Origin of the sequence: Janthinobacterium sp. CG3 (assembly GCF_000344615.1) — a bacterium.
GTDB lineage: Bacteria > Pseudomonadota > Gammaproteobacteria > Burkholderiales > Burkholderiaceae_D > Janthinobacterium.
Genome location: NZ_KB467824.1, coordinates 1,403,955 through 1,421,915, shown reverse-complemented (window position 1 = coordinate 1,421,915; position 17,961 = coordinate 1,403,955). Strand labels below are relative to the sequence as shown.

Sequence of the window (17,961 nt, the reverse complement as noted above, 5' to 3'; positions counted from 1 at the left end):
TCAAACCGACGCAGGCTGTATTGCCGCAAGCCGTCGCGCAGCCCGTGTGATTTCATCGCGTTCTGGAACGACAAGACCGATCGGCCCGCAGCGGCGGCCGTGGACCGACCATCCCAAAGGATCACTATGTTGAATGAACGAGAAATCGAAAGCTGCTACTTGGGACAATTCATTCCCGTCCATTACCACCACAATATGTTGATGGACCAAAACCGCATGCACGGCTTCAAGTCGGCAATCGATTACGCCGTCAAGCCGGGCATGAAGGTGCTGGAACTGGGCGGCGGCACCGGCGTGCTGTCGTGGTTCGCGGCGGCCAAGGCCGACAAGGTTTGGTGCGTGGAGTTCAACCCGGACATGGTCCAGCAAGCGCGCAAAATGCTGGCCCTCAACCCGAACGGCGAGAAGGTCGAGGTGGTGCACGCCGACGCCTTCGAATACTTGCCGCCGGAGCCGGTCGACGTCGTGATCTGCGAGATGATCCATGTCGGCATGCTGCGCGAAAAGCAGGTCGAGGTGATCGAGTCGTTCAAACGCCGCTATCTGCAGCGTTTCGGCGGCCCGCTGCCGGTGTTCCTGCCCGAGGCGGTCATCATGGCGGTGCAACCGATGCAGCAGGAATACGATTTCGAGGGCTTTTACGCGCCCATCGTGCAGTTCCAGGAAACCACGGCCGTGCACCCCGGCGTGCTGGAACTGGCGCCGCCGTCGGTGTACGGCATCGTCGACTTCACCCAGCCGACCGATTCGACCTTCAGTTTCAACGGCAAGTTCGTCATCGAGCGCAGCGGCATCTTGAACTCGCTGCGCTTCGTCACCAAGAACATCCTGGCCGTGATGGCGGAGCGCTCGACGACAATAGACTGGCTCAACCATTACATGAGCCTGCCGCTGGCCGCGCCGCTCCCGGTCTGCGCCGGCGACGTGTTGCAGGTGAGCTTCCAGTACCGCGCGGGCGGTTCGATCCCCTCGCTGGAGGCGGCGATCCAAGTGGCCGTCGTCTACCAGGCCGCGCACCAGCCGACGCAACGGCCCGCCGTCTACGCTTAAGGCCGGTAAAAAATGAAAAAACCCCACGCAGACGGACTGCGGCGGGGTATATTTCGTCTTTTACCACCTCAGACTACAAAGCTATATGGAACAGAACGACCAACGCTACCTCGTGCAGCAAAACAAAATCGGCGACGCGGAATCGAAGCCGCCCGTGTTTGCCAAGGTAATGCGCAGCAAAGAGGGCGCCTTTGAAGGCGTTTCCTTCATCAAGTCGAAAGACAAGGCCACCGTGATGACGATCGCCGACGCCAACCAGGTCATTGAATGGGCCGGCAAGAAGAAGGCGAACGCCCATGAATACCTGACTAAAATCATTTGCCTGGGACAATAACGGGCGCCGGACGGCATACGCATTTATTTCCCGCAACACCGTTCAACCCCGTTTTTCGCCCGCTGGTCGCGCCATATTGCAGTTCGTCGCACGGCGCTTGTCCGTATCGGCCCGCTTTTATATAGTGCGTGCAGTAGCGGGGCAAGCAAGGCTTGCCCCGCACATTTGTCTTACTGTGGCCCTCATTCTCTATCCCATCTTCTGGCTAGTCCTGCTGCCGTTCCTGCTGATCGGCGTTGGCGTCGACGCCGTGTCCGGGCTGCGCGCCATCGTCGTAACGCGTAATCCGACGCCGAGGCGCCGCCGACGCCAGTCGGGTTACGCCGTTCCGGCTAACCCGACCCACGAAAATTCTTAGAAATCGAGCATGAACCCGCCGCCCAGCGACTTCTGCGAGTAGTTATAGTCGATCAGGCTCTGGCCGTAGCCGGAGAATACTTGCGCGTAACCCTTCAGGTTGGCCGACACCGGGAAGGCCCAGCCGGCCTGAATCGAACCGTGGCCGGTATGGAAGTTGCGGCGCGCCGTCAGCGAGTATTCATGGCCCAGGTTGCGGTAGGTGGCGCGCACGTCGCCGTGGCCCATGAAGTCGGTGATGTCGATGTTGTCGTTGTCCGATTTGCTGTTGTCGAGGCGGCGCCAGAGCCGCGTCGCCAGCGCGAAGTTGCCGCGCTCCACGCCCAGCTCGGCGTAGATCCGGTTCCAGCTGCGCGACAGCGTCGACGTTTGGCCGTTCGACTGGTGCACCATGCCGAGGTTGACGTACTTGAAGTCGACGCCGCCGATGCTCTTGTTGATCGGCAGCACCGCCATGACCTCGGGCTGGTAGTTGGTTTCGCGGAACGGGCTGGAGGCGGCGCGGTTGTACGCCTGCCAGAAGCTTTGCTGGGTGTAGCCGAGCCAGATGTCGATCGGCGTGTTGAGCAGTTTTTCCGCCAGCTTCATCTTAAAGCTCAGCTGGTAGGTCAGCTCGACGTGCTGCGACTTGATGCCGCCGGGCGTGAATTCCTTGAACGGCTCGTCGTTGGAGGCGTTGCTGTAGTTGGCCAGCAGCAGGTAGTTGTCGCGGTGCGGGCGGAAGGCGAACACGCCGCGCTTGGATGCGTCGTCCAGTTCCCAGCGCTGGGTGGTGCGGGAAATCGCCGATTCAGGCGGCGCCGCCTTGGCCGTGGCCACCGCCGGCACGACCAGCGCCACTTCGGCGGTCGACTCGGCCACCGAGACGCCGGTGGCGACGGTGATCGCGGCGGCGGTCTTGGCCAGCACGTCGAAGCAGCCCAGACGGGCGCTGGCGTCGCCGATGACGGCGCAGCGCAGCATTTGCTGTTCGAGTTCGGCGGCTTGCGCCAGGACGGGGGAGATCAACAACGACGACAGCAAGATGCTTTTCATCTGCATTTTTACCTGCGGTTTCATAGAGACTTTTTCAATGCGTGGATGGGGAACTGCGACGCCCGCGCAGACACGGCGGCGGGCATTGTTTGTCATTTGTCGGATTGGCTTTGATGCCGGCCAAAGTATATAGGAATATCAATTAACAACGCGCAACTCTGCGGTGCGCCGTCGCGCCAACGGAACAATTGGAAAGCTGCGCCAGTCCAAACCCGGTAAAACGTTGTCTGTTACACTTTTAGAACCACCACACCGATCCGTGCCGTGGCCTCCAAGGAGATTGTGATGACACGCAAGACACCTATTGAGCGATACCGCAACATTGGCATCAGCGCCCACATTGACGCCGGCAAAACCACCACCACCGAGCGCATTCTGTTTTACACCGGGGTCAGCCACAAAATCGGCGAGGTGCACAACGGCGCGGCAACGATGGACTGGATGGAGCAGGAGCAGGAGCGCGGCATCACCATCACGTCGGCGGCGACGACGGCGTTCTGGAAGGGCATGGCCGGCGACCTGGGCGAGCACCGCATCAACATCATCGACACGCCCGGGCACGTTGACTTCACCATCGAGGTGGAGCGCTCGATGCGGGTGCTCGACGGCGCCGTGATGGTCTACGACGCGGTCGGCGGCGTGCAGCCGCAGTCGGAGACGGTATGGCGCCAGGCCAACAAGTACGGCGTGCCGCGGCTGGCCTTCATCAACAAGATGGACCGGGTCGGCGCCGATTTCTTCCGCGTGCGCCAGCAGATCGGCGAGCGTTTGAAGGGCACCGCCGTGCCGATCCAGATCCCGCTGGGCGTCGAGGAGCATTTCCAGGGCGTCGTCGACCTGGTGCGGATGCGCGCGATCGTCTGGGACGAGGCCAGCCAGGGCGTGCAGTTTAGCTACGCGGAAATTCCGCCGACGCTGCTGCCGCTGGCCCGGCAGTGGCGCGACAACATGGTCGAGCAGGCGGCCGAGGGCACGCCCGAGCTGACCGAGAAGTACCTGAACGGCGAGGCGCTGAGCGAGGCCGAGATCAAGCTCGGCCTGCGCCTGCGCACGATCCGCAATGAAATCGTACCGATGTTGTGCGGCAGCGCATTCAAGAACAAGGGCGTGCAGGCGATGCTCGACGCCGTCGTCGAGTACCTGCCGTCGCCGCTGGAGGTGCCGCCGATTGTCGGCCACGACGAGCACGACCAGGAAGTCGAGCGCCATGCGGCCGACGACGAGCATTTCGCGGCGCTGGCGTTCAAGATCATGAGCGACCCGTTTGTCGGCCAGTTGACGTTTTTCCGCGTCTATTCCGGCTCGGTGCATTCGGGCGACATGGTGTACAACCCGACCAAGCAGCAAAAAGAGCGGCTCGGGCGCATCCTGCAGATGCACGCCAACGAGCGCAAGGAAATCAAGGACGTCTACGCCGGCGACATCGCCGCGGCCGTCGGGCTGAAGGCGGTGACCACCGGCGACACGCTGTGCGCGCCCGACCACGTTATCGTATTGGAGAGGATGATTTTTCCGGAACCGGTGATTTCGCAGGCGGTCGAGCCGAAGACCAAGCCGGACCAGGAGAAGATGGGCATGGCGCTGAACCGGCTGGCCCAGGAAGACCCGTCGTTCCGCGTCCACACCGACGAGGAGTCGGGGCAGACCATCATGTCGGGCATGGGCGAATTGCACCTGGAAATACTGGTCGACCGGATGCGCCGCGAGTTCGGCGTCGAGGCCAACGTCGGCAAGCCGCAGGTGGCCTACCGCGAAACGCTGACGCGCGCGGTCGACGAGGTCGAGGGCAAGTTCATCAAACAGTCGGGCGGACGCGGCCAATACGGCCACGTCGTCCTCAAGCTCGAACCGCTGGAACCGGGCACCGGCTACCAGTTCGTCGACGCGGTCAAGGGCGGGGTGGTGCCGCGGGAGTTCATCCCGGCGGTCGACAAGGGCGTCCAGGAAACGCTGAAATCGGGCGTGCTGGCCGGCTACCCGGTGGTCGACGTCAAGGTGACGCTGACGTTCGGCTCCTACCACGACGTCGACTCGAACGAAAACGCCTTCCGCATGGCCGGGTCGATCGCCTTCAAGGATGGCATGCGCCGCGCCGCGCCGGTGCTGCTGGAGCCGGTGATGCAGGTCGAGGTGGAAACGCCGGAGGAGTTCATGGGCAACGTGATGGGCGACCTGACGACGCGCCGCGGCATGGTGCAGGGCGTCGACGACATCCCGGGCGGCGCCGGGCGGATCGTGCGCGCGCTGGTGCCGCTGGCCGAAATGTTCGGCTATTCGACCACCTTGCGCTCGCTGACCCAGGGCCGCGCCACTTACACGATGGAGTTCAAGCACTACGCCGCCGTGCCCAAGCACGTACTCGACCAGGTGGCGGCGCCGGCGCGCGCCGAGCACCGCTGACGCGAAGCGGGGTCGGACCTTCAGGTCCGACCCCAGCCCTCGCCCTTGGTTATAATCCGCCCCGCTCCAAGCCAACATTGCCGGTCACGCCCTCGCGGGCTAACCCGAGGAACATCAAAGCGCCAACCCCAGCGCCTTGCGAATTTCCGGCAAAATCAAATTCCACGACGGCGAACTGGCCGCCACCTCGTCGTAATGGCTGGCGCCCGGCAAGATCAGCGTCGCCACCTTATCGCCGGCCTTGCGCGCGCGCTGCGCGTAGTCGTGGGCGATGCGCGGCGGCGACACGGTGTCGAGTTCCCCCGTAATCAGCACGGTGGTGCTGCCGTTGGGCATCAGCTCGGCGGCGTTGGTGTCGGCAAACACGTCCGGTCGCATGGCGCTGGCGACGCCGGTCAGTTGCACCATATCGCGGTCGCAATTGCTCTTGATTAAGTCGCGCTCGTTGCGCAGGTCGGCCAGGCCGCCCAGGCTGATAATCTGGCGGATCGGCAGGTAGTTGGCCCGAAACATCGGGCTGGACGGCGGCAACTTGCCGCGCCCGGCGATCCATTGCACCAACTGGCCGCCGGCCGAGTGGCCCACCGCCACCACCCGGGCGGTGTCGAGCTGGTAGGCGGCGGCGTCGGCTTCCAGCTTGTCGATGGCCATGTTCATGTCCAGGTAGGTGCCGGGATACCCGCCGCCGTCCTCGTCGACGCGGCGGTATTCGACGCTCCAGACGGCAATCCCCTGCGCGGCGAGCGCGCCGGCGACGTTGTGCATTTGCTCGATACCGCCGAATTTCACGGTCCAGCAGCCGCCGTGTACCAGCAGCACGACGGGGAAGGGGCCGGCGCCGACGGGCCGGAACAGCTCGACGAATTGCGAGGGCGCGCTGCCGTAGGCGATGCGGGCGGTCGGTGGCGGCCCGCTCAGCGCCAGATAGTCGTCCAATGTCATTGGCGCCGCCACCGCCGTCAACGTGCTCATGCACAGTGTGGCGGCGACGGTCTTGCTCAGGCTTGCGGTCATGGTGGCGGATCCGTAAATGTTGAAGTTTTCCCGGAGGACTTTACCCGCAACATCGGTAGTTGCGCAAGTGTCATCCACCTCCGGCGCCGCGCCCCCACCTTTGCCGCGCGCGCCCCGCGGTTTATTGCAACTCGAATTCCGCCGGTGGAATCCCCAGTTCCTTGCAAATTTTGATCGCCACAAATTTTTCGCTGGCGTCAAAATTACCGTCCGCGGAAGCGATGGCAATCACCATGCGCACCAGCAAGCGCGACGCCTCGGCATTCGATTTCATTTTGCCCAGCGCCTGGTAGGCCTTCGATTCGCCGATATCCTTGTCGAACTCAAGCTGGCCGACATACTCCTGGAACGCCTTAATCACGTCGTTGGTCGTGAAGACCGACAGCGCGTCGTGGGTTTCGATGAACTTCACCATCTTTTGCTTCTCGTCCGAGGTAATGTTGCCGTCCGCCATGGCAATCAGGGCCGAGCCGGCCATGGCCGCGTTCATGAAGTCCTTGTTCTTGAATTTCAGTACATCCGTTTTCAGTTCGCCGGCTTTGGTTTTCAGGCGAGTCAGAAAATTGTCGAAACTCATTATGTTCTCCGGTATGTCCAGTTGATAAGAACGGCAATTCTACTCCGCTTTTCCATATTGCTATGCGGATAAGCGCACCGCTTAAGCCACCCTTAACTATCGCCACGATAGAATCGTGGCCGGCTGGCGTGCCGTGGTCTGGCCCTTGCTTGAGTGGCGCCGGCAATATCCGTGGCGCCGTATACTTTAGGGCGAGACCGCGCCTAGACGGGACTTGCTTTTTCGGGGCTTTTTACGCAATTGCACACAGGAAACAAATATCGTTCTATAATTCTGCCGGAAATCATGTTTTTGTAGAAACATGTACTATCCCGCCATTAAACACTTGCCCCAAAGATATTGTGCACGCAAACAAAATCATTTCCTTGCTCGACGCGGAGCACGCGGCCAACGCCAGCGTTGCCGGCGGCGCCACGCTGGCCCGCGCTTTGGAGCAGATTATCCGGGCGCTTGAAACCCAGTCCGATGACGCCATGCTTGCCTGCATTCTGCTGCTGGACGACGCCGACCGCTTCACGTCGGTAGTCGCGCCGGGCTTGCCGGAGGACTACCGCGTCGCCTTGCTGCACAGCGCGATCGGCCTGCACACCAGCCCGTTCGGCACCGCCGCGTTTGCCGGCGCGCCGGTGTTTGCCAGCGATATCGCGCAAGAGCTGACCTGGACCGACGGCCGCAAGGACGCGCTGCTGCACGGCTTTCGGGCTTGCTGGGCGGCCCCCGTGTTCGGCGCCAACGGCCACATTCTCGGCGTGCTCGGCCAGTTGTTCAAGGCGAACAAGCACCCGACCCAGCTTGAAACCGAGCTCATGACGGTGGCGGCGCGCGCCTGCGCCCACACCATCGAACGGCGCCAGGCGGCCGCCGCCGTCGCCGAGAGCGAGGAGCACTTCCGCCACGCGCTCGAATTGAACGCGCAGGTGCTATGGACCGCGCAGGCCGACGGCCAGCTCGACTACGTGGCGCGGCGCTGGCGCGACTGGACCGGCGGCAGCGGCCTGGGGGGCAGTTGGGGCGAGGCGATGCACCCGGACGACTTGGCGCCGACGCTGGCCGCCTGGCAAGCCTCGGTGGCCAGCGGCGCCCCCTACGACATCGAACACCGCGTGCGCATGCTCGACGGCCAGTACCGCTGGATGCGCTCGCGCGCGCTGTGCCGGCGCAACGAACACGGCGCGCAACTGAAATGGTACGGCTCGACCGAGGACATCAACCAGCACTGGCAGGCCCGCGCGGCGCTGCTGAAGAGCGAGGCGGAATTCCGTTCGCTGGTCGAGGCGATGCCGAACCAGGCCTGGCTGGCGCGCCACGACGGCGCGTTGTATTGGGCCAACGAGCGAGGCTATGAATACACCGGCGCCCAGTTCGGCCTCAGCGACATCGACGACTGGAGCAAGGTGGTGCACGAGGACGACCTGGCCGGCGCCGTCGAGGCCTGGCACGGCGCGGTGGCCGCCGGCACGCCGTACGAGGGCCAATTACGCCTGCGCCGCGGCGCCGACGGCGCCTACCGCTGGTTCCTGGTGCGCGCCGTGCCGGTGCGCGACCAGGACGGCGCGGTGGTGCGCTGGGTCGGCACCAACACCGACGTGCAGGAGCAGCGCAACGCCGCCGACAAGTTGGCCTATCTGAACTTTTCGTTGGAAATCGAGGTTGCCAACCGCACCGCAGACCGCGACCGCATGTGGCAATTGTCGACCGACATCATGCTGGTGGCGGACTTCAGCGGCATGATCATCGCCGTCAATCCGGCCTGGTCGGCGATCCTCGCGCGCATCGAGGGCGAGTCGCTGGGCATGGACTTCCTGGAACTGGTGCACGCCGACGACCGCGCCGACACACTGCGCGAGTTCGGCAAGCTGGAGCAGGGCGTGCCGACGCTGCGCTTTGAAAACCGCTACCGCCATTGCGACGGCTCCTACCGCTGGATTTCCTGGACGGCGGCGGGCGCGCAGGAACTGATCCACGCTATCGGACGCGACATCACCGACGAGAAGGAGGCGCGCACGGCGCTGGCCCGCAGCGAGCAGGCCCTGCTGCAGTCGCAGAAACTCGAATCGATCGGCAAGCTCACCGGCGGCGTCGCCCACGACTTCAACAACGTGTTGCAGATCATTTCCGGCAACCTGCAACTGTTGGCCATGGCCGTCGACGACAACCCGGTGGCGCTGCGCCGGGTCGAAACCGCGATCGCCGCGGTCGAGCGCGGCGCCAAGCTGTCGTCGCAATTGCTGGCGTTCGCCCGGCGCCAGCCGCTCAAGCCGCTGGTGACCGACCTGGGCCGGCTGGTGCGCGGCACGGCCGAACTATTCCGCCGCGCCATCGGCGAAATGATCGAAACGGACATCACCTGCGGCGCCGGCCTGTGGCACGCGCTGATCGACCCGAACCAACTGGAAAATGTGTTGCTGAACATGGCCATCAACGCCCGCGACGCGATGCAGCGCCGCGGCAAGCTGACGCTGGCGCTTGACAACGTCACCCTGCTTGGCGACCCGCGGCAGCCCGAGTTGCCGGCCGGGCAATACGTGCGCCTGGCGGTGACGGACACCGGCCACGGCATGGAGCAAGACATCCTCGACAAGGTGTTCGAACCCTTCTTTAGCACCAAGAAGGAGGGCGAGGGCACCGGGCTGGGCCTGAGCATGGCCTACGGCTTCATCAAGCAAAGCGGCGGCCACATCAAAGTATCGAGCCAGTCCGGCCATGGCTCGACGTTTGAAATCTTCCTGCCGCGCACGCTGGAGCCGCTGGCCGACCTGCGCGTCGCCTTGAGCGGCCCTGTGCTGGGTGGCAACGAGACGATCCTGGTGGTGGAAGACGACGTGCACGTGCAAACGGCGGTGGTCGACATGCTGCGCGGACTCGGCTACTCGGTGCTGAAGGCAAACACGGCGCAAAGCGCGCTGACCGTCATCAAAAGCGGCGTCGCGGTCGACCTGCTGTTTACCGACGTGGTCATGCCGGGCGAACTGCGCAGCCCGGAAATGGCGCGCCAGGCCAAGCTGCTGCTGCCCAAGCTGGCGGTGCTGTTTACATCCGGCTACACGCAAAACGCCATCATGCACGGCGGCCGGCTGGAACCGGGCATCGAACTACTGAGCAAACCCTACCGGCGCGAAGACTTGGCGCGCAAAGTCCACCATCTGCTGGCGAAACACAAGGCCAGCCCGGCGGCCGGCGCCGCGCAATAGCCCGGCATCAAGCGGCAACCCCGGGGTCGGGACAGTGGCCGCGGCCCTAAATGCGTTCCATTTTCGGCATCCACACGCGCAGCAGCGAATACAGCCGGTCCAGGTCGATCGGCTTGGCCAGGTAGTCCGAGGCGCCCGCCTGCAGGCATTCCTCCTGGTCGTTCTTCATCGCCTTGGCGGTGATGGCGATGATCGGCAGCTTCCGGAAGCGGGCGTCGGCGCGGATGCGGCGCGTCGCCTCCAGCCCGTCCATGCCCGGCATCATCACGTCCATCAGCACCAGGTCGATGTCGCTCACGCTGCCGAGCTTGCTGATCGCCTCCATGCCGTTGCGGCCGATTTCCACCACCACGCCTTTTTGCTCGAGCGCGTTGGTCAGCGCGAAGATGTTGCGCACGTCGTCGTCGACCAGCAGGATCTTGCGGCCGTGGAACACCCGTTCGCGGCTGCGCACTTGCTTGAGCATGCCCTGGCGCTCGCTCGACAATTCCGATTCGACCTTGTGCAGGAACAGCGTTACCTCGTCGAGCAGGCGCTCCGGCGAGCGCGCGCCCTTGATGATGATCGAGCGCGAGTACTTCATCAGGTCGCTTTCCTCGTCGCGGCTCAGGTTGCGCCCGGTGTAGACGATCACCGGCGGAAAGGCGCACAGTTCTTCGCGCGCCATCCGTTCGAGCAATTCCTTGCCCTGTATGCCCGGCAACTTCAAGTCGATGATCATGCAGTCGAAGGTCTGCGTGCGCAGTAGCGCCAGCGCCTCTTCGCCCAGGGCCACGGCGGTGATTTCAATGTCCTGGTCGGCGATCAGGTGGATCACGCTGTCGCGCTGGCGCTCGTCGTCCTCGACCAGCAGGATGCGCTTGAGCTTTTGCGTGAACTTCGATTCGAGCTTGAGGAAAACCTGCTTGAGTTCTTCGCGCGTGCTCGGCTTGCTGGCGTAGCCGATCGCGCCCAGTTGCATGGCGGCCTGGACGTGGTCGTAAGCGGAGACGACGTGCACCGGAATGTGGCGGGTGCGCGGGTTTCCCTTGAGCTTTTGCAACACCAGCAAACCGGGGCTATCCGGCAGGCCCATGTCGAGCAGGATGGCGTCCGGCAGGAACTGCGCCGCCAGGCGCAGGCCTTCGTCGGCGCCGTGGGCGACCAGGCAGTGGTACTGCATTTCATGCGCCAGCTCGAACAAGATGCCGGCGAAGGCCGGTTCATCCTCGATCACCAGCACCGCGCGACGGCCGGACTGCTGCCGTTCGCGGTCGTCGGCGAAGGCCGGGATGCCGATGTGCTCCGGCTCGGCCACCGTGGCCGGCGGCGTCGCGGCCGCCGGAGAAAATGCGGCGACCGGGGAGGGCGCCGACGTATCGACCAGCTCGTCGCGCCAGGCCAGCGGCAGGGTCAGGGTGAAGGTGCTACCCTGGCCGGGCGTGCTGCCGAGCGTGACGGCGCCGCCGAGCAAGGCGGCAAGGTCGCGCGAAATCGACAGGCCCAGCCCGGTGCCGCCGTAGCGCCGGCTGGTGGTGCCGTCGGCTTGGTGGAAGGCGTCGAACACCTTGTCTTGCTGGTCGCCGGCAATGCCGATGCCGGAATCCTGTACCACGAAGACCACCTTGTCGTCACCGTCGAGGTCGACCGAGAACGCGACCTTGCCGGCGTCGGTGAATTTCACGGCGTTCGACAGCAGGTTGCGCAACACTTGCTCCAGGCGATGGCGGTCGCTGACAAACTTCGGCGGCAGGCGCGCGCCGAGCTGGACGGTGAACGCGAGTTGCTTCAGCTCGGCCAAGGGCGTAAACGTCTTGCGCAAGCCGTCCAGCAGGTCGGCGAAGCGGAGTTCTTCGGGCAGCAGGTCCAGCTTGCCGGCCTCGACCTTGGAAATGTCGAGAATGTCGTTAATCAGCGTCAGCAGGTCGTTGCCGGCCGCGTAGATCGTCTCGGCGAAGTTGACTTGCTGCACCGTCAAATTGCCATCGCTATTGTCGGACAGCAGCTTGGACAGAATCAGCGAACTGTTCAGCGGTGTACGCAACTCATGCGACATGTTCGCCAGGAACTCGGACTTGTAGCGGCTGGCGCGCTGCAACTCCTCGGCGCGCAGCTCAAGCTGGGCGTGGGCCTGGCCGATCGCGCTATTTTTCTGGTCCAGCGCCAGCGCCTGCACTGCCAGTTGGCCGTTGGACTCTTCCAGCGCCGCCTTTTGGCGCTCCAGATGGATCTGCGATTCTTCCAGCACCCGCGACTGTTCGCCCAATTCCTCGTTGGTGGTGCGCAACTCCTCCTGCTGCACCTCCATCTCCTCGTTCAATTGCTGGGTTTCCTCCAGCGCGTCCTGCAGGCGCTGGCGGTACAGCGCCGCCTCCAGCGAGGCGCCGATATTGACGCCGATCAAACGCAGGAACTCAAGGTCGCGCGCGCCAACCGGGCGACTAAAGCCCAGCTCGATCACGCCATTAACCTTACCCTCGTTCTCGATGGGCGCCAGCAGCAGATGCACCGGCGCGGCGGCGCCCAGGCCGGAAGTGACGTTCACGTATCCTAGCGGCACCTGGTCGATCTGGATCAGCCGTCGCGTCGCCGCCGCCTCGCCCACCAGCCCCTCGCCGAAGCGGAACGCCTGCGGCGTGCGGGCGCGCTCGCCGCTGAAGCCGTAGCTGGCACTGCGCCGCAACAAGCCGTCATCCTCCGTCACATATATCGCCGCCACGCTCACGGCCAAATAGCCGGCAAGGAACTCCAGGGCCTGTCTCCCCAATTGCGGCAGGGCGAGTTGGCCGCTGATGTGGCTGGCCAGCTCGCTTTGTCCGGTGCGCAGCCAGGCTTGCTGTTGTAACAGCGCATTGTCGTCGGCGCTTTGTTGCAGCGCCGCGCCGTAGATCTCGGACAAGCGTAGCAGCTCGCGCCGGCCCAGGTAGGCCAGCAGCCCGCTCAGCGACAGGCTGATGGCGAGAAACAGGCCGACCGACAGCAGCGTGCGCTCTTGCGCGGTGTCGTTGCGCTCCTGCCGCAGGCGCTGCTCGGTGTCCAGGAAGGCGTCGAACTCGCGGCGGATCTGTTCAAACTCCTGGCGCCCCTCGCCGGCGCGTACGCGCGACAGGAAGTCGAGGTTTTTGCGGCGCATGTCGATCATGTCGAACGCGTATTCGCCCCATTGCAGCTGCAGGGCCCGGATGCGCTTGACGCGATCGAGCTGAGCCGGATTGTCGGCGACCAGTTCCTGCAGCGCCAGCATTTCCACCGCCATGCCCGCCTTGGCGAGCTTGTACGGCGCCAGATTCAACTCGTCGGACGTCAGCAGGAAGCCGCGCAAGCCGGTTTGCAGGTCGACCGACAGCTTGGTCATTTCATTGGCCTTGCCGATCACCCGCTCCGAGTGCTCGACCCAGCGCAACGCCGCCAGCAGATAAATGACCAGCCCGACGAAGACGGTGGCGCTGGCGACGCCGACCAGCAGGGGGATCGTGACGTTGCGGGTGAGGATGCGGCGAAAGCTGAGCGGATCGATCGTGGGCTGGCGGTTCATTTGGCGCGGGTAGGTGCTTGTCAAGGTGGCTAATTCTAGCCTAACCGCAAGAAAAACCGCGCCGCGCGCCACGGCAATGACGCGGCGAACACGCTTACAGCGCCCGCGACCGTGCCGCGTTCAGCCTGGGCGAGCGTCAGCGCTGGTGAATATACGAGCCGGGCGCCGGGGCGATCGCTGCGTAACCCTTCGCCGGCGCACCCATGGGCGGCGGCGGCTCCAGTTGCGCGCTGGAATTGTGGCGTAGCCATTCGGCCCATACCGGCCACCACGACCCTTCCACCGTCGGCGTCTCGAGATACCAGCGGTCGGGGTCGACATAGCGCTCGTCGGCCTCCCAGCGCGAAATCCGGAAGCGCCGTTTATGATGTCCAGGCTCGCTGATGATGCCGGCGTTGTGGCCGCCACTGGTGAGCACGAAAGTGACTTCGGTGTCGGCCACCAGATTCAGCTTGTAGACCGAATGCCACGGCGCCACATGGTCAGCTTCCGTCGCGACGGCAAAAACCGGCACATGGATGTCGCTGAGCGCGACCGACTTGCCGTCGACCTTGTAGCGGCCGGCGAACAGGTCGTTGTTGAGGAACAGCCGGCGCAGATATTCGCTGTGCATGCGATAGGGCATGCGCGTGGTGTCGGCGTTCCAGGCCATCAGGTCGCTCATCGGCGCGCGCTGGCCGAGCAAGTAGTCGTGCACCATGCGCGACCAGATCAGGTCGTTCGAGCGCAGCAACTGGAAGGCGCCGGCCATTTGCCGCGTATCAAGGTAACCCTGCTGCCACATCAGGTTTTCCAGATAGACGATCTGGCTCTCGTCAATGAACAGCGACAGTTCGCCCGCCTCGCTGAAGTCTGTCTGGGCCGCCAGCAGGGTCATGGAATTGAACGGCGTCTCGCCGCATTCGGTCAGGTAGGCCGCCGCCACCGCCAGCATGGTGCCGCCGAGGCAGTAGCCGACCGCGTTGATTTTGCGCTCGGGCACGATCGCCTGCACCACCTTGCACGCGCCGAATACGCCCAGCCATAAATAGTCGTCCATGCCCAGCTCGCGGTCGTCGGCGCCGGGATTGCGCCAGGAGATCATGAACACGGTGTGGCCGCGCTCGACCAGGTAGTTGACCAGCGAGTTATGCGGCGACAGGTCGAGGATGTAGTATTTCATGATCCACGCCGGGACGATCAGCACCGGCTCGGCGCGCACCTGCGCCGTTTTCGGGCTGTACTGGATGACTTCGATCAATCGGTTGCGGAACACCACCTGCCCCGGCGTGACCGCCACCTCTTTGCCAGGGCGAAACGCCTCGGCGCCTGGAGGCGGCTCTTTGTTTCCCTCCCGCCGCAAGTCTTCCAGGAAATTGGCTGCGCCGCGCACAAAGTTCTTGCCGCCTTCCCTGGCGGCGGCGGCCAGCACCTCGGGGTTGGTGGCGATAAAATTCACCGGAGACACCATGTCGAGCAATTGCCGCGTGACAAATGACACCATGTGTTCGTGGTGCGCCGAGACGCCGCTGATGCCGGTCATCGCGTTGTGCCACCATTGCTGGTTGAGCAGGAAGCCTTGGTAAACCACGTTGTACGGCCAGTTTTGCCAGGCCGGGTCGCGAAAGCGCTTATCCTGTGGCAAGGGTTCGATACAAGGTGGGCAGGGCTGCCCGAGCGGGAATTGCGTCGCCGCGCAGCGCGCCGCGTAGGCGCCCAGCCGGAACTCCCTGCGCACCGCTTTCTGTATCAAGGCCTGCCATCGACCGGATGAACTCATCAGATGCATTGCCCAGTCGGCGTACGCCAGCGCGACGCTGATCGGCGATATGCCGTGGGTAGCCCGCGCAACGGTCGCGTGGATCGCCCGGTCGATTATGCTGGGCACCTCTTCGTCGTTCCAGCCCGGCACCAGGGTTTCCAGATGTACATCGCCGCGAACCGGACGCCTGCCGGAACGCAAGTGGACTGGCAAGCCCGCTTGCCTTGTTTGCGAAATTTGCATGTGAACGCTCCTGCAAAAGTTAGGGCGCCGCGCCGGCCCCTGAGCGTTGGACGGCGCGTGGGGTGCGACGTTTCACCTTTCTCGACACGGGTGGAGATAGATCAAACAGTGTCGCGGCGCTGTCATCCGCCAGGCAAGGGCAGAGCGGCGACTATCACCAAGACAGGGCTACATTTGACGCACATCAAAGGCGCACGCCGTCGCGATTCTAGGATAGGCGAACGGGCGACCATACAAACGGCGCGCGTGGCCGCGTTGCCGCGGCGGTTAATATCCATTTCTTTTCACAGTGAGGCTCCACATGGCAAACAATTTGATACCGCGCGATCCCTTTGGCGGACTCGCGCGATTTGATCCCTTCACCGACATCGACGAGATATTCCGCGACTTCTTCGGCACGCCGGGCCTGCAGCGCAGCGGCCGCGACGCGGCCTCGCGCATCCGCGTCGATATCACGGAAACCGACCAGGCCTATCAGATCAAGGCCGAAATTCCCGGCGTGAGCAAGGACGACATCAAGGTGTCCGTCGAAGGCAACCGGGTGTCGATCAACGCCGAGCTCAAGGAAGAGCGGCAAACCGACGAGGGCGGCAGGATGGTGCGCAGCGAACGCATGTATGGTCAGCAATATCGCAGCTTCACGCTGCCGCAGGAAGTCGACGATACGTCGGCGCAGGCCCGATATCAGGATGGGGTGCTGGAACTGTCGCTGCCGAAAAAGGCCGGGGCCGGTGCGAAACAGTTGTCCATTCAGTAAGGCATGAGCGTGGCGAGCGGCCGGCAGGCACCGGCCGCCGCACCCTTACAGCATTGGCAGGCGCATCAAATCGACTGTTTTGCGCACCAGATAGTTGCGGTTCTTGCTGTACGGCGGGAAAAACAGTTTAATCAGCATCAGCGGCGACGAGCGCATGACGCCGCGTTCGTGCGAAAACGCGCGGAAGCCATAGGCGCCGTGGGCCGAGCCGATACCGGAATTGTTGACCCCGCCAAACGGCAGGTTCCCGTGGGCAAACTGGGCGACGCAATGGTTGACGCAGGCGCCGCCGGAGCTGGTGCGGGCGAGCAGGGCGTCAATGTGCGCCTGCTTGCGGCTCCAGACATACAGCGCGAGCGGTTTTGGACCGGCGTTGATGGCGGCGATGACCTCGTTTAGATCGGTATAGGCGAAAATCGGCAGCAGGGGGCCGAAAATCTCCTCGTCCAGAATCGCCGCCCCGGCCGGGACCTGGTCGAGCAAGGTCGGCGCGATAAAGCACTCGGCCTCGTCGAGCGTACCGCCGGCGCGCACCACGGCGCCGCGCGCCAGCGCGTCCGTCAGCAGCGCGGCAACCCGTACCGTGTGGCGGCGGTTCACCATCCGCGTCAAGTCGGGGCTGCGCTGGTGCTCGGCGGCCGTCGCGCCGTAGCGCGCGTCGAGCACCTTCTTGCATGCGGCGATGAAGGCTTCCTTGACGCTGGCATGCACGTAGACATAGTCGGGCGCGACGCAGGTCTGGCCGTTGTTTAGGAACTTCCCCCACATCAACGTTTCGGCGGCCAGCACCAAGTTCGCGCTCTCATCGACGACGGTCGGCGACTTGCCGCCCAGTTCCAGCGTCACGCTGGTCAAGTGCTTGGCGGCGGCGGCCATGACAACCTTGCCGACGGCCGGCGAACCGGTGAAGAAAATGTGGTCGAACGGCAGCGCCAGCAAAGCCTGGGAGGTGGGCAGGGTGCCTTCAAACATCGCCACCTCGTTTTCCGGGAACACCTCGCCGATGATGCGCGCCATCAAGGCCGACACCGCGGGCGTCATTTCGGACGGCTTGACGATGGCCGTGTTGCCCGCGGCCAAGGCCGAGACCAGCGGGCCGAAGCACAGGCTCAGCGGATAATTCCACGGCGCGATGATCAAGACCCGGCCGCGCGGCTGGTACTGGACCCAGGCCGAAATGCCGAGCATGGTACTGGTCGGCCATACCTTGCTGGGCTTCATCCAACGCTTCAACTGGCCGATCGCATGGCGCATCTCGTCCATGACCGGCAGCAGCTCCGACATCTCGACCTCGGTCGCCGATTTGCGGAAATCCTGCGCGAAGGCCGCATACAATGCCTCGCGCTGCGCCATCATCGCCTCGCGCAGCTTCTTGATGCGGGCGATCCTCTCCTTGGCGCTCGACACGCGCCACTGCAGCGCGGTGGCCAACTGGGCCTCGAACACCGTCGTGATGTGGAGTGGATCGGCTTCGCCCGGGACCGCGCCGGTCGGCGCATGCGGGCGGGATGGGGGAATGGAGTGCATGCGGGATCGCTTTCAGGTTGGAACGGCCAAGGATGGGTGCGGGTCGCGGGGAACGATACCACGGCGGCGGATATCGTTTTGACAGGATTCCTCTAATTTGGGCTCGGCGCACGGACGCGACGAAACAGCATAGCACTCGGCAAACTTCCAACATTTCGCATAATTTATATTATGTCAAATCCTAGTTTATCTGGACAGTCTCGGATACCAAGTGCGCACCT

11 protein-coding genes are annotated in these 17,961 nt (G+C 63.9%); 5 read left to right on the top strand and 6 right to left on the bottom strand.

Annotation, left to right across the window (positions count from 1 at the left end; all coding sequences use genetic code 11):
• Nucleotides 1-126: 126 nt before the first annotated feature.
• Nucleotides 127-1,050, top strand: a complete 924-nt coding sequence (locus JANGC3_RS0106040) for a methyltransferase domain-containing protein (RefSeq protein ID WP_026132618.1) — start codon at nucleotides 127-129, stop codon at nucleotides 1,048-1,050.
• A gap of 85 nt (nucleotides 1,051-1,135) precedes the next feature.
• Nucleotides 1,136-1,384: a hypothetical protein gene (locus JANGC3_RS0106035; protein WP_017875586.1), complete on the top strand. Its 249-nt coding sequence runs from the start codon at nucleotides 1,136-1,138 to the stop codon at nucleotides 1,382-1,384.
• A gap of 354 nt (nucleotides 1,385-1,738) precedes the next feature.
• Here JANGC3_RS0106035 and JANGC3_RS0106030 read toward each other — a convergent pair whose 3' ends face one another.
• Nucleotides 1,739-2,800: a phospholipase A gene (locus tag JANGC3_RS0106030; protein ID WP_017875585.1), complete on the bottom strand. Its 1,062-nt coding sequence runs from the start codon at nucleotides 2,798-2,800 to the stop codon at nucleotides 1,739-1,741.
• Between the two features lie 261 nt (nucleotides 2,801-3,061).
• On the opposite strand from JANGC3_RS0106030, the gene fusA reads away from it, so the two are divergent.
• A complete protein-coding gene (fusA, locus tag JANGC3_RS0106025) occupies nucleotides 3,062-5,176 on the top strand; it encodes an elongation factor G (protein WP_026132616.1) in 2,115 nt (704 codons plus the stop codon).
• Between the two features lie 114 nt (nucleotides 5,177-5,290).
• Here fusA and JANGC3_RS0106020 read toward each other — a convergent pair whose 3' ends face one another.
• Both JANGC3_RS0106020 and JANGC3_RS0106015 read right to left on the bottom strand, forming a co-directional pair.
• Entirely contained in the window at nucleotides 5,291-6,190 is a 900-nt protein-coding gene (locus tag JANGC3_RS0106020; RefSeq protein WP_017875583.1) for an alpha/beta hydrolase, read from the bottom strand.
• Nucleotides 6,191-6,311: 121 nt separating this feature from the next.
• Nucleotides 6,312-6,767: a tellurite resistance TerB family protein gene (locus JANGC3_RS0106015; RefSeq protein ID WP_017875582.1), complete on the bottom strand. Its 456-nt coding sequence runs from the start codon at nucleotides 6,765-6,767 to the stop codon at nucleotides 6,312-6,314.
• A gap of 341 nt (nucleotides 6,768-7,108) precedes the next feature.
• Here JANGC3_RS0106015 and JANGC3_RS0106010 point away from each other — a divergent pair, with 341 nt between their 5' ends.
• Nucleotides 7,109-9,958 carry a PAS domain-containing protein gene (locus tag JANGC3_RS0106010; protein WP_017875581.1) on the top strand — a complete coding sequence of 950 codons (2,850 nt, stop codon included), beginning with the start codon at nucleotides 7,109-7,111 and terminating at the stop codon, nucleotides 9,956-9,958.
• Between the two features lie 46 nt (nucleotides 9,959-10,004).
• On the opposite strand, the gene JANGC3_RS0106005 is transcribed toward JANGC3_RS0106010, so the two are convergent.
• Together JANGC3_RS0106005 and JANGC3_RS0106000 are read right to left on the bottom strand one after the other, a co-directional pair.
• Entirely contained in the window at nucleotides 10,005-13,472 is a 3,468-nt protein-coding gene (locus JANGC3_RS0106005) for a response regulator (protein ID WP_026132615.1), read from the bottom strand.
• Nucleotides 13,473-13,608: 136 nt separating this feature from the next.
• A complete protein-coding gene (locus JANGC3_RS0106000; RefSeq protein ID WP_081611779.1) occupies nucleotides 13,609-15,456 on the bottom strand; it encodes a PHA/PHB synthase family protein in 1,848 nt (615 codons plus the stop codon).
• A gap of 301 nt (nucleotides 15,457-15,757) precedes the next feature.
• On the opposite strand from JANGC3_RS0106000, the gene JANGC3_RS0105995 reads away from it, so the two are divergent.
• On the top strand, nucleotides 15,758-16,213 hold the full coding sequence (locus tag JANGC3_RS0105995; protein ID WP_017875578.1) for an Hsp20/alpha crystallin family protein: 456 nt from the start codon (nucleotides 15,758-15,760) through the stop codon (nucleotides 16,211-16,213).
• Between the two features lie 45 nt (nucleotides 16,214-16,258).
• Here the strand turns inward: JANGC3_RS0105995 and JANGC3_RS0105990 are convergent, their stop codons facing one another.
• On the bottom strand, nucleotides 16,259-17,740 hold the full coding sequence (locus tag JANGC3_RS0105990) for an aldehyde dehydrogenase family protein (RefSeq protein WP_026132613.1): 1,482 nt from the start codon (nucleotides 17,738-17,740) through the stop codon (nucleotides 16,259-16,261).
• Between the last annotated feature and the right edge of the window lie 221 nt (nucleotides 17,741-17,961).

What these genes read in the sequence shown, in the direction of transcription:
- JANGC3_RS0106000 (WP_081611779.1), bottom strand. Translation starts at nt 15,456, where the DNA reads ATGCAAATTTCGCAAACAAGGCAAGCGGGCTTGCCAGTCCACTTGCGT.
- JANGC3_RS0106005 (WP_026132615.1), bottom strand. Translation starts at nt 13,472, where the DNA reads ATGAACCGCCAGCCCACGATCGATCCGCTCAGCTTTCGCCGCATCCTC.
- JANGC3_RS0105990 (WP_026132613.1), bottom strand. Translation starts at nt 17,740, where the DNA reads ATGCACTCCATTCCCCCATCCCGCCCGCATGCGCCGACCGGCGCGGTC.
- fusA (WP_026132616.1), top strand. Translation starts at nt 3,062, where the DNA reads ATGACACGCAAGACACCTATTGAGCGATACCGCAACATTGGCATCAGC.
- JANGC3_RS0106035 (WP_017875586.1), top strand. Translation starts at nt 1,136, where the DNA reads ATGGAACAGAACGACCAACGCTACCTCGTGCAGCAAAACAAAATCGGC.
- JANGC3_RS0105995 (WP_017875578.1), top strand. Translation starts at nt 15,758, where the DNA reads ATGGCAAACAATTTGATACCGCGCGATCCCTTTGGCGGACTCGCGCGA.
- JANGC3_RS0106040 (WP_026132618.1), top strand. Translation starts at nt 127, where the DNA reads ATGTTGAATGAACGAGAAATCGAAAGCTGCTACTTGGGACAATTCATT.
- JANGC3_RS0106030 (WP_017875585.1), bottom strand. Translation starts at nt 2,800, where the DNA reads ATGAAACCGCAGGTAAAAATGCAGATGAAAAGCATCTTGCTGTCGTCG.
- JANGC3_RS0106020 (WP_017875583.1), bottom strand. Translation starts at nt 6,190, where the DNA reads ATGACCGCAAGCCTGAGCAAGACCGTCGCCGCCACACTGTGCATGAGC.
- JANGC3_RS0106015 (WP_017875582.1), bottom strand. Translation starts at nt 6,767, where the DNA reads ATGAGTTTCGACAATTTTCTGACTCGCCTGAAAACCAAAGCCGGCGAA.